At 66.3% G+C, this 10,414-nt stretch carries 14 protein-coding genes; 12 read left to right on the top strand and 2 right to left on the bottom strand.

Going from position 1 to position 10,414, the window contains the following annotated elements; translation table 11 throughout:
* The 12 genes from IOC61_RS03980 to IOC61_RS03925 all read left to right on the top strand — a co-directional run.
* A partial coding sequence (locus IOC61_RS03980; RefSeq protein WP_195687576.1) for a YebC/PmpR family DNA-binding transcriptional regulator occupies nt 1–323 on the top strand: 323 nt, incomplete at its 5' end.
* Between the two features lie 9 nt (nt 324–332).
* On the top strand, nt 333–872 hold the full coding sequence (ruvC, locus tag IOC61_RS03975) for a crossover junction endodeoxyribonuclease RuvC (RefSeq protein ID WP_132041066.1): 540 nt from the start codon (nt 333–335) through the stop codon (nt 870–872).
* 135 nt (nt 873–1,007) lie between these two features.
* A complete protein-coding gene (gene ruvA / locus IOC61_RS03970; protein WP_195687575.1) occupies nt 1,008–1,619 on the top strand; it encodes a Holliday junction branch migration protein RuvA in 612 nt (203 codons plus the stop codon).
* Nucleotides 1,620–1,623: 4 nt separating this feature from the next.
* Nucleotides 1,624–2,661 (top strand): Holliday junction branch migration DNA helicase RuvB, encoded by a 1,038-nt coding sequence (gene ruvB / locus IOC61_RS03965; RefSeq protein ID WP_195687574.1) that lies wholly within the window; start codon nt 1,624–1,626, stop codon nt 2,659–2,661.
* Entirely contained in the window at nt 2,658–3,074 is a 417-nt protein-coding gene (gene ybgC / locus IOC61_RS03960) for a tol-pal system-associated acyl-CoA thioesterase (protein ID WP_195687573.1), read from the top strand. Before ruvB ends, ybgC begins: the two co-directional genes overlap by 4 nt.
* A gap of 11 nt (nt 3,075–3,085) precedes the next feature.
* Complete coding sequence (gene tolQ, locus IOC61_RS03955) at nt 3,086–3,775, top strand: protein TolQ (protein WP_161422725.1); 690 nt, start codon at nt 3,086–3,088, stop codon at nt 3,773–3,775.
* A gap of 12 nt (nt 3,776–3,787) precedes the next feature.
* A complete protein-coding gene (gene tolR, locus IOC61_RS03950; RefSeq protein WP_195687572.1) occupies nt 3,788–4,228 on the top strand; it encodes a protein TolR in 441 nt (146 codons plus the stop codon).
* A gap of 7 nt (nt 4,229–4,235) precedes the next feature.
* Nucleotides 4,236–5,417, top strand: coding sequence for a cell envelope integrity protein TolA (gene tolA / locus IOC61_RS03945; protein WP_195687571.1), 1,182 nt, complete (start codon nt 4,236–4,238; stop codon nt 5,415–5,417).
* On the top strand, nt 5,417–6,703 hold the full coding sequence (gene tolB / locus IOC61_RS03940; RefSeq protein ID WP_195687570.1) for a Tol-Pal system beta propeller repeat protein TolB: 1,287 nt from the start codon (nt 5,417–5,419) through the stop codon (nt 6,701–6,703). Before tolA ends, tolB begins: the two co-directional genes overlap by 1 nt.
* Nucleotides 6,704–6,723: 20 nt before the next feature.
* A complete protein-coding gene (gene pal / locus IOC61_RS03935) occupies nt 6,724–7,257 on the top strand; it encodes a peptidoglycan-associated lipoprotein Pal (protein WP_195687569.1) in 534 nt (177 codons plus the stop codon).
* A gap of 29 nt (nt 7,258–7,286) precedes the next feature.
* Nucleotides 7,287–8,093 (top strand): tol-pal system protein YbgF, encoded by an 807-nt coding sequence (gene ybgF, locus IOC61_RS03930; protein WP_195687568.1) that lies wholly within the window; start codon nt 7,287–7,289, stop codon nt 8,091–8,093.
* Between the two features lie 17 nt (nt 8,094–8,110).
* The gene (locus IOC61_RS03925; RefSeq protein ID WP_195687567.1) at nt 8,111–8,875 is read left to right on the top strand and encodes a YciK family oxidoreductase; all 765 of its coding nucleotides are present in this window, start codon (nt 8,111–8,113) and stop codon (nt 8,873–8,875) included.
* A 9-nt stretch (nt 8,876–8,884) separates the two neighbouring features.
* Here IOC61_RS03925 and IOC61_RS03920 read toward each other — a convergent pair whose 3' ends face one another.
* Complete coding sequence (locus tag IOC61_RS03920; RefSeq protein ID WP_195687566.1) at nt 8,885–9,565, bottom strand: HAD family hydrolase; 681 nt, start codon at nt 9,563–9,565, stop codon at nt 8,885–8,887.
* Nucleotides 9,565–10,290 (bottom strand): bifunctional 2-polyprenyl-6-hydroxyphenol methylase/3-demethylubiquinol 3-O-methyltransferase UbiG, encoded by a 726-nt coding sequence (ubiG, locus tag IOC61_RS03915; RefSeq protein ID WP_195687565.1) that lies wholly within the window; start codon nt 10,288–10,290, stop codon nt 9,565–9,567. Before ubiG ends, IOC61_RS03920 begins: the two co-directional genes overlap by 1 nt.
* Nucleotides 10,291–10,414: the final 124 nt, after the last annotated feature.

The following is a 10,414-nucleotide window of genomic DNA, read 5'->3' as shown; positions in this document are numbered from 1 at the left end:
CCGCGGGCCTCTCGGAAGAGGCGGTGATCGAGGCCACCCTGGAGGCCGAGCCCGAGGATATCGTGACCCTGGAGGACGACAGCCTGGAGGTGGTCACCAGCCCCGATGCGTACCATGAGGTCAAGGAGGCCCTGATCGAGGCAGGGATGACGCCGGAACGCAGTGAGCTGGGGCTGTTCCCGGAGACTACCACGCCCATTGCCGACGAGGAGTTGGCCCGCAAGGTGATCCGGCTGATCGATATGCTCGAGGACCTGGATGACGTCCAGAATGTCACCACCAACGCGGAGTTTGACGATGCCGTGCTCGATGCCATCGACTGAGGCCGACTCATGCTGATACTCGGCATCGATCCCGGCTCGCGCATCACCGGCTATGGTGTGCTGGATGTGGCGAGCGCCACGCCGCGCTATGTGGCCAGTGGCTGCATTCGCATTCGTGCCGACGACCTGGCCCAGAAGCTCGCCCAGGTCTATGCCGGCGTTGCCGAATTGATCGCCGTACACCGTCCTGTCGAGTTCGCCATCGAACAGGTGGTGATGTCGAAGAATGCTGACTCCGCCCTGAAGCTGGGCCAGGCGCGAGGCACCGCCATCGTGTGTGCCGCCAACCACGGGTTGGCGGTGAGCGAATATGGGCCGCGCCAGATCAAGCAGGCGGTCACCGGGTCGGGGCGCGCCGACAAGCTCCAGGTCCAGCATATGGTCACCGCCATACTGGGGCTCTCCGCGACGCCCCAGGCCGATGCCGCGGATGCCCTGGCCATCGCCCTGACCCACGCCCATGCGCGTCGGGGCCTGTTGACCAGCGGTAGCTTCGGAGGTCATCGCAGCCGGCGCAAGGGCGCTTCCTGGCGGGACTTCCGCCCCTGACACTGTCGTCATGTGGCGACGTGATTGATGTTCTCGAACGCCGTTCTGCTGGACTGGTCAGCCCTGTGACCGACCAGTATAGTGGCGGCATCGACGGCCTCTGCCGTCTTCCCCGATGCAAGGATACGACTTTCGATGATCGGACGCCTGCGAGGTACGCTTCTCGATAAACAGCCCCCCTGGCTGGTGGTGGATGTGGCCGGCGTCGGCTATGAGCTGGAAGCGTCCATGACCACACTGGTGGCTCTGCCGGCTGCCGGCGAAACGATTTCTCTCTACACGCACCTCACCGTCCGTGACGATGCCCACCTGCTGTATGGCTTTCTGCGCGAGCAGGAGCGCACCCTGTTCCGCGCCCTGATCAAGGTCAACGGGGTGGGGCCCAAGCTGGCATTGGCGATTCTCTCGGGCATGGATGAGGGCGCCTTTCGGCGCTGTGTTCTGGATGATGACATCAAGTCCCTGACGCGACTCCCCGGAGTCGGCAAGAAGACCGCCGAGCGGTTGATCATCGAGATGCGCGACCGTTTCCCCCATTGGGAGGCTCCCGAGGCCGCCCTGCTGGACGGGGGGGAGGGCGAGCCTCCCGGGGGCTCGCCAAAGGACACGCTGGCCGATGCCGAAGCGGCGCTGGTCAGCCTCGGCTACAAGCCGGCCGAGGCATCCAGGATGCTCGCCGGCCTGGAGGGCGAGCCCTCCACCGAGGCCATGATCAAGGCGGCCCTCAGCCGTCGGATGGCGGGGTAGCGCCATGCTGGAGAGCGACCGCCTGATCGCCGCCGACGTCCGCGAAGGAGAAGAGCCCGTCGACCGCGCCATCCGCCCCAAGCGGCTGACCGACTACATCGGTCAGCCTCGGGTGCGCGAACAGCTCGATATCTTTATCGGAGCGGCTCGCGGGCGCAGCGAGAGTCTCGACCACACCCTGATCTTCGGCCCCCCGGGGCTCGGCAAGACGACGCTGGCCAATATCATCGCCGAGGAGATGGGGGTCGGGCTCAAGTCGACCTCCGGGCCGGTGCTGGAGCGCGCCGGCGACCTTGCCGCCATGCTCACCAACCTCGAGCCCGGTGATGTGCTGTTTATCGACGAGATCCACCGCCTCTCGGCGGTGGTGGAAGAGATTCTCTATCCCGCCATGGAGGACTTCCAGCTCGATATCGTGATCGGAGAGGGACCGGCGGCGCGCTCCATCAAGCTCGACCTGCCTCCCTTCACCCTGGTCGGCGCCACCACCCGGGCGGGGCTTCTCACCTCACCGCTGCGCGACCGCTTCGGCATCGTTCAGCGGCTTGAGTTCTATGCCATCGAGGAACTCACCGAGATCGTGGCCCGCTCGGCTCGCCTGATGGGGGTCGATGCCGACCCGGAGGGTGCCCTCGAGGTGGCACGTCGCTCCCGCGGCACGCCGCGTATCGCCAATCGGCTGTTGCGCCGGGTGCGCGACTATGCCGAGGTTCGCGGCAATGGCCATATCGATGCCGCCATCGCCGATCGTGCCCTGGACATGCTTCACGTGGACCAGCATGGCCTCGACCATATGGATCGCCGCCTGCTGGTCGCGATGATCGAGAAGTTCGATGGGGGGCCGGTGGGAGTGGACTCCCTGGCCGCCGCCATCGGCGAGGAGCGGGATACCATCGAAGACGTGATCGAGCCCTACCTGATCCAGCAGGGGCTGATGATGCGCACCGCCCGTGGCCGAGTCGTTACTCGTCAGACCTGGCAGCATTTCGGCCTGGCCCCTTCGGCGGATGCCGAGGATGCGACGGGGGAGACGCGGCCATGAGCGGGTTTCGCTTCCCGGTACGGGTCTATATCGAGGATACCGATGCCGGCGCTATCGTCTACTACGTCAATTACCTCAAGTACATGGAGCGGGCACGCAGCGAGTGGCTGCGCGCCCGGGGCATCACCCAGCACGAGCTGTTCGAGAGCGGCGTGCAGCTGGTGGTCCACCGGCTCGAGTGCCGCTACCTTTCGCCTGCCAGGCTGGATGACGCCCTCGAGGTGAGTGCCGACGTGCTGACCGCAGGACGTGTTCGGCTGCAGTTCGAGCAGCGGGTGACCCGCCACGGGGAACCTCTGTGCGAAGCCCGGGTCGACATCGCCTGTATCGATGCCAGACGCCACAGGCCGATCCCCTGGCCGGCCCCGCTCGCCGAGCTGCTGCATCCCACTACTGCTCAATCTCAAGCCTGACGAGGATTCCCGTGAACGACGCCATGTCCATCCCCCATCTGATCATGAACGCCAGCACCGTGGTGCAGCTGGTCATGCTGCTGCTTACGGTGGGCTCGATCCTGTCGTGGGTCGTGATCTTCCAGCGCACCTTCATGATGCGCCGCGCCCGCAAGGCCCATCGTGGCTTCGAGGATCGTTTCTGGTCCGGAGTCGACCTCAACGAGCTCTATCGCGAGGTGCCCCCGGAGCAGGAGACCCAAGGGGCCGAGCATATCTTTCGCGCCGGCTTTCGCGAGTTCAACCGCCTGATGCCCAAGACCCGCAGCCCCCAGGCGATCCTCGACGGCGTCCAGCGCAGCATGCGCGTGGCCTGGTCCCGGGAGGAGGAGCGGCTCAACCTGCACCTGGTGTTCCTCGCCACCGTGGCCTCGGCCAGTCCCTATATCGGCCTGTTCGGCACGGTATGGGGCATCATGGGCTCCTTCCAGTCACTCTCCATGGCACAGCAGGCGACCCTCTCCACCGTCGCCCCCTGGATTGCCGAGGCGCTGATAGCCACCGCCATGGGTCTGTTTGCCGCCATCCCGGCGGTGGTCTTCTACAACCGGCTCTCCGCCGAATCGGGTCGACTGCTGGGCAAGTACGAGGATTTCGCCGAGGAGTTCCACTCCATCCTGCATCGCAACTTGCAGGGTCGGTCCGACGCCGGCGGTGCCTGAGGGAGTTACGTCATGCATGGACCCTTTCATCGCGGGGGAGCCCGCAAGCCCCTGGCCGAGATCAATGTGGTTCCCTTTATCGACGTCATGCTGGTGTTGCTGGTGATCTTCATGATCACCGCGCCGATGCTGACTCAGGGGGTGGACGTCGACCTGCCTCAGGTGACCTCGGAGCCCATCGATCCTCCGGAAGATAGTGACCCCATCATCGTGTCGGTGGATCGCGAGGGTCAGCACTATCTCTCCATCGGTGGCGACGAGACCGCCATGCCTCTCGAGGAGCTGGCCGATCGCGTGATCATCCTGCTCGAACGCAAGCCCGGCACCCCGGTGATGGTGCGCGGTGATCGCAACGTCTCCTATGGGCAGGTGGTAACCCTGATGGGCACGCTGCAGACCGCCGGCGTCGGTAGCGTCGGTCTGATCTCCGAGCCGCCGAGTGGGGAGGAGTAACCTCACCATGGCCAGACGACAGGCTCGAGTAGGCTATGGCATACCGGCGCTGCTGGCGGTGGGACTGCATGTGCTGGTGTTGCTGGTCAGTGTGATCAGCCTGCCGACCAGGGAACATGAACCCAGCCCCTCGTCGATTGTTCAGGCGACCCTGGTCAGTACCGAGACGGTCACCGACCAGGCCCAGCGTGCCGAAGAGGCGCGTCAGCGTGCCCTGGCCAGGCAGGCGGCCGAAGAAGCGGCCGCCCAAGAGGAGCAACGCCAGGCGGCGGAAGAGGCGGCCACCCAGGAGGCACAGCGCCAGTCCGACCGGGCCGCCGAAGAGCAGGCGCGTGAAGCCGCGCGCCAGGCCGCCGAACTCGAAGCGGCACGGCGTGCCGAGGAGGCGGAAGCCGAGACGCGTCGCCTCGAAGAGCAGCGTGACGCCGAGGAAGAGGCTCAACGCGAACGCGAAGCCGAAGAGCAGGCCCGGCGTGAACAGGAAGCAGAGGCGCAACGCCAGCGCGAGGCCGAGGAGCAGGCCCGGCGTGAGCAGGAAGCCGAGGCGCAGCGCCAGCGCGAGGAGGAGGCCGCCCGACAGCGCGAGGCCGAGGAGCAGGCCCGGCGTGAGCAGGAAGCCGAGGCGCAACGCCAGCGCGAGGAAGAGGCCCGACAGCGCGAGGCCGAGGAGCAGGCCCGGCGTGAACAGGAAGCCGAGGCGCAACGCCAGCGCGAGGAGGAGGCCGCCCGACAGCGTGAGGCCGAGGAACAGGCCCGGCGTGAACGCGAAGCCGAGGAGCGACGCCAGCGTGAGGCGGAGGAGCAGGCCCGCCTGGCTCGTGAGCAGGCCGAGGCCGAGATGCAGCGCTTGATCGAGGGGGCGGACGAGCGTGTCGCCAATGCGCAACAGGGGCAGCAGGCCGCCAACGACTTTATTGCCCTGGTGCGCCGGGCCGTGGAGCAGGCCTGGCGCATTCCGCCCAATGTCTCCTCCGGAACAACGGCCGAGATATCGGTGCGGCTCGGCCCCTCCGGGGAGCTGTTCGCCGCCGAGATTTCTCGTTCCAGTGGCGACAGCGCCTTCGATCGATCCGCCGTGCAGGCCGTCGAGGCCGCCGAGCCATTCGCCGAACTGCGACAGTTGCCAGCCGGCGTGCAACGCGATTACCGTGAATTCAATCTGCGCTTCAGACCGGGAGACGTACGCTGATGAAATCCTTGATGACTGCCTGGCTGACCGCCGCCTTGCTGCTGGTGGGTCAGCTTGCCCAGGCCGACCTGACCATCGAGATCACACGGGGTAACGAGAGTGCCACGCCCATCGCCGTGGTGCCCTTCGCGGGCACCGAGGGGCTGCCCGAGGACGTGGCCCAGGTGGTTCACGACGATCTCGAGCGCAGCGGTTATTTCGAGCCGCTACCGCGCCGTCAGATGATGGACCAGCCGACCAGTGCCGATGAGGTACGCTACGGAAACTGGAAGGCCCTGGACGCTCGTTACCTGGTGGTGGGCAGCGCCACGCAGGAGGGCGAGGGCTATCGGCTGCGCTTCGAACTGATGGATGTCAGTGGCGAGAGGCGCATGCTCGGCGAGGAGGTCTCCGTCAGCGCGGCTGAGCTGCGGGGTGCTGGCCATTACATCAGCGATCAGATATTCGAGGCCATCACCGGAATCCGTGGCGCCTTCTCCACCCGCATTGCCTATGTCACCTCCCAGGGTGTCGGTGACGACATGCAGTTCGCCCTCTATGTGGCCGATGCCGATGGCCACAACAGCCAGCAGGTGCTGAGTTCCCCACAGCCGATCCTGTCACCGGCCTGGTCGCCGGATGGTCGCAAGCTGGCCTATGTCTCCTTCGAGACCGAGCGGTCGGCGATCTATGTGCAGGATATCGAAACGGGAAAGCGGGCGCGTATCAGCTCCTTCACCGGCATCAACGGGGCACCGGCCTGGTCTCCCGACGGCCAGCGCCTGGCGATGTCGCTCTCCAAGGATGGCCAGCCGGAGATCTATGTGATGGATATCGGTTCGCGCAACCTGCAGCGCATCACCAATGACTCGGCCATCGATACCGAGCCCTCCTGGGCACCGGACGGACGCAGCCTGGTATTTACCTCCGACCGCAGCGGCGGCCCCCAGCTCTATCGTCATGACCTGGCCAGCGGGGAGCAGAAGCGCCTCACCTTCACCGGCAACTACAATGCCCGTGGGCGCTTCTCGCCGGACGGCGAGGTGCTGTTCTTGATCCACCGCTCCAGCAACGGTTATCAGGTCGCTCGTCAGGACCTGGGAAGCGGTCGCCTGGTGACGCTGAGCGACTCGCGCTGGGACGAGTCGCCCAGTGTTGCACCCAACGGGACCATGGTAATCTTCGCCACCCAGCAGGGTAACAGCGGGGTGCTGGGGGCGGTTACCGCGGATGGGCGCGCCTCCTTCCGGCTACCCTCCGCTCAGGGTGATGTGCGCGAACCCGCATGGTCACCTTTCATGAACTGATCCTTCAGGAGTATGAAACGATGCAATTCAAGCCCTATGCCCGCTCCCTGGCGGTCGCCCTGTCGCTGGCCCTGGTGGCTGGCTGCTCCAGCACCGGCGGAACCCAGGATGGCACCATGGACGGTACCCGCGATGGCAGCGGCGTCAGCAGCAGTGGCGTGAGTGATGGCCGCACCAGTGGCTCCGGTTACGGCGGCACTGCCGGACAGCAGGCCGATGGACGCATGCCGCAGCAGCGCACGGTCTACTTCGAGTTCGACAGCGACCGCATCCGCAGCGAGTTCGAGCCGGTCCTGGCCGCCAATGCCCGCTATCTTCGCGAGAATGGCAGTGCCCGCGTGGTACTCCAGGGTCATACCGACGAGCGCGGAACCCGCGAGTACAACATGGCGCTGGGCGAGCGACGCGCTCGCTCCGTGGAGAAGTTTCTCTCCGTGCAGGGGGTTTCTCCCTCCCAGGTCGAGGTCGTCAGCTACGGCGAGGAGCGCCCTGCGGCGCGTGGCCAGAATGAACAGGCCTTCGCCCAGAACCGTCGGGTCGTGTTCGCCTACTGAGGCGACACCCCGAGACGAGGGAGACACAGATGGAACACGGTCTGAAGAGGCTGTGCGGTGCGGGAGCCCTGGTGCTCCCGCTCTCCGTAGGGGTCCCCGCCCTGGCGCAGCAGCCAGTGGTCGAGGACCTGACCGCGCAATCCAGCACGTTTTACCAGCAGACGGATACCCGTGAGGCCGCGGGCGGCAGTCTGGTGATCTTCAACCAGGTGCAGGAACACCAGGAGGAGCTGCGCCGACTGCGTGGCCAGGTCGAGGAGTTGCGCCATCAGCTCGAGCAGCTTCGCGGCCAGACCCGACAACAGTATATGGATCTCGAGGATCGACTGGCCTCGGTTTCGGCCGGCATGAGTCGGCCAGCGCTGGAGGAAGAGGCGCGTGACGAGCGCCCCGACGACGAGGCTGGCGGGAATCGGAAGGACGAAGAGGCCGGCACGGCGTCACCGAATGCCGAGGACCCCGATGCCCAGGCGGCCTACCAGAAGGCCTTCTCCAGCGTTCAGGCGCGTGAGTTCGACAGGGCCATCGCCGCCTTCGAGCGTTTTGTCGGCAGTTACCCCGAGAGCCGCCTGACGCCCAATGCCCACTACTGGCTGGGTGAGCTGCACGCCGCCGAGGGCCGCCTGGAGCCCGCCGAGGCCGCCTTCCGTACCGTTCTTGACGACTACCCGGAGAGCAACAAGGTGCCCGACGCCCTCTACAAGCTGGGGCTGCTCAAGGCCCGCATGGGCCAGCCGGACGCCAGCCGAGAGCTGCTCGAACGGGTTCGCGAGGCGCACCCCGAGAGCACCGCGGCGGGGCTGGCCGGCGACTTCCTGCGGCAGTCCGGTAACTGACTCATCGAGGAGACTCCATGACCATCTGCAAGATCGACTATCAGGCGCCGAGTGGACTGCTGAATGACCGCGTGATTCTGGTGACCGGTGCCGGTGACGGGATCGGCCGTGCCGCGTCCCTGACCTATGCCCGACACGGCGCGACGGTCATCCTGCTGGGACGCACCATCGCCAAGCTGGAGACGGTCTACGACGAGATCGAGGCCGCCGGTGGCCCGCAACCGGCGATCTTTCCGCTGAACTTCGAGGGTGCCACCCTCAAGGACTATCAGGATATGGCCGACACTCTGGACAAGGAGTTCGGTCGCCTGGACGGGATCCTCCACAACGCCGGGCTGCTCGGTCGCATCACGCCCTTCGAGCAGTACAATCCCGAGCTCTGGGAGCAGGTCATGCAGGTCAACATCAATGGGCCGATCGCAATGACCCAGGCGCTGCTGCCCCTGCTCAAGAGCTCCGCGGATGCCTCGGTGATCTTTACCTCCTCCAGCGTGGGCAGGAAGGGGCGCGCCTACTGGGGAGCCTATGCGGTTTCCAAGTTCGCCACCGAAGGCTTCGTCGAAGTGCTTGCCGATGAGCTCGAGCACCTGGGCTCGGTGCGGGTCAACAGCCTCAATCCCGGCGCGACGCGTACCCAGATGCGCCGTAATGCCTACCCGGGTGAGGATCCTGACACCCTGCGCACCCCGGAGGAGATCATGCCTAGCTACCTGTGGCTGATGGGGCCCGACAGCCGCGGGCATAACGGCGAAAAGTTCGACGCCCAGCCACCGAAGGCCTGAATTCACATATCACGCGCGCGGCGTGCGCAACTCCCGACTCAGCGCCGCTGCCAGCTCCTCGCCGGTCTCGAACCAGAGGTCGGCCGGCCAGCGACGATAGTCGTCACCCTCCTCGATATACCCCCAGCCCACCGCCACGGCGGTCATGTCGGCGGCCCTGGCCGCCTGCATGTCCCGCAGATGGTCGCCGATGTACCAGCAGCGTGACGGAGGCGTATCCAGGCGGCGAGCCGCCGCCAGCAGCGGCGCCGGGTCCGGTTTCTTGACCGGCAGGTCATCGGCACACAGCAGTGCACCCGGCTTCAGCGCCAGGCTCTCCACCAGGGGGGCGGCATAGGCTCGCGGCTTGTTGGTGACGATGCCCCAGGGGGCCCCCTCCGCCTCCCAGGCGGTGAGCAGCGGGGCAAGCGGCGCAAAGACCCGGCTCTCGGCGGCCACGGCCTCGCCGTAGGCGGCGAGCAGGAAGCTGCGTGCCTCATCGTGTCCCGGCACCTCCCGAGCCAGCCCCAGGGCTAGCTCGACCAGGGCGCTGCCACCGTTGGAGACCTGGGCACGGATGATCGGGTAGGGGAGGGCGTCGAGGCCATGATGTGCCCGCAGGGCATTGGTGGCCCGCGCCAGGTCCGGTGCGGTATCCACCAGGGTGCCGTCGAGATCGAAGAGCAGGGCGCTCGGACGAGAGATCGGCATCATGTTTCCTCGCGTCGGCAGTGCATCAGGTAGTTGACCGAGACATCGGTCAGGTGCAGACGATAGCGGCGGCTCAGGGGGTTGTAGACCAGCCCGCTCTGCTCCCGGACCTCGAGTCCCGCCTGTCGACACCAGCCGGCCAGTTCGGCGGGGCGAATGAACTTGGCATAGTCATGTGTGCCTCGGGGCAGCATGCGCAGCAGATACTCCGCTCCGACCACGGCCAGGGCTAGCGCCTTGGGGTTGCGATTGAGCGTCGAGAAGAACACCTGCCCGCCGGGCTTGACCAGGGTCGCACAGGCACGCACCACGGAGCCGGGGTCCGGCACGTGCTCGAGCATCTCCAGACAGGTCACCACATCGAAGCTTGCCGGCGCCTCCTCGGCCAGGGCCTCGACGCTGACCCGCCGATAGTCGATCTCAAGCCCCTGCTCCTCGGCGTGCAGCCGCGCCACGCCCAGCGGCGCCTCACCCAGGTCGATGCCGATGACATCGGCGCCGCGGTGGGCCATGCCCTCGCTGAGGATGCCGCCGCCACAGCCCACATCCAGTACCCGCCGCCCGGCCAGGCCGGCGCGTGCATCGATGAAGTCGAGGCGCAGCGGATTGATGTCGTGCAACGGCTTGAACTCTCCGGTGCTGTCCCACCAGCGCTCCGCCAGGGCCTCGAACTTGGCGATCTCGCCGGGATCCATGTTCTCCGCTTTCGACTGCGTTGCACCCATTCGCTCTCTCCAGGTTGATAAGGGTGTGGTCGGTATCGCAGCGGTGGCAGGCTGCGATGAGTCCGGTATCATGAATATCATTCTACCCGTTCCCGGCGGCGACTTCCCCATGGCGCGGCGCCGC

The sequence above is a fragment of the Halomonas sp. KAO genome, assembly GCF_015595025.1.
Classification (GTDB): domain Bacteria; phylum Pseudomonadota; class Gammaproteobacteria; order Pseudomonadales; family Halomonadaceae; genus Halomonas.
The sequence above is the reverse complement of the archived record's forward strand: the minus strand, read 5'-3'. Positions and strand labels throughout refer to the sequence as shown.

Bases quoted from the DNA above. Each gene is read 5' to 3' on its own strand.
- IOC61_RS03920 (WP_195687566.1), bottom strand. From the start codon at position 9,565: ATGCCGATCTCTCGTCCGAGCGCCCTGCTCTTCGATCTCGACGGCACC.
- pal (WP_195687569.1), top strand. From the start codon at position 6,724: ATGCAATTCAAGCCCTATGCCCGCTCCCTGGCGGTCGCCCTGTCGCTG.
- tolR (WP_195687572.1), top strand. From the start codon at position 3,788: ATGCATGGACCCTTTCATCGCGGGGGAGCCCGCAAGCCCCTGGCCGAG.
- IOC61_RS03925 (WP_195687567.1), top strand. From the start codon at position 8,111: ATGACCATCTGCAAGATCGACTATCAGGCGCCGAGTGGACTGCTGAAT.
- tolA (WP_195687571.1), top strand. From the start codon at position 4,236: ATGGCCAGACGACAGGCTCGAGTAGGCTATGGCATACCGGCGCTGCTG.
- ybgC (WP_195687573.1), top strand. From the start codon at position 2,658: ATGAGCGGGTTTCGCTTCCCGGTACGGGTCTATATCGAGGATACCGAT.
- ubiG (WP_195687565.1), bottom strand. From the start codon at position 10,290: ATGGGTGCAACGCAGTCGAAAGCGGAGAACATGGATCCCGGCGAGATC.
- ruvC (WP_132041066.1), top strand. From the start codon at position 333: ATGCTGATACTCGGCATCGATCCCGGCTCGCGCATCACCGGCTATGGT.
- ruvB (WP_195687574.1), top strand. From the start codon at position 1,624: ATGCTGGAGAGCGACCGCCTGATCGCCGCCGACGTCCGCGAAGGAGAA.
- ruvA (WP_195687575.1), top strand. From the start codon at position 1,008: ATGATCGGACGCCTGCGAGGTACGCTTCTCGATAAACAGCCCCCCTGG.
- ybgF (WP_195687568.1), top strand. From the start codon at position 7,287: ATGGAACACGGTCTGAAGAGGCTGTGCGGTGCGGGAGCCCTGGTGCTC.
- tolB (WP_195687570.1), top strand. From the start codon at position 5,417: ATGAAATCCTTGATGACTGCCTGGCTGACCGCCGCCTTGCTGCTGGTG.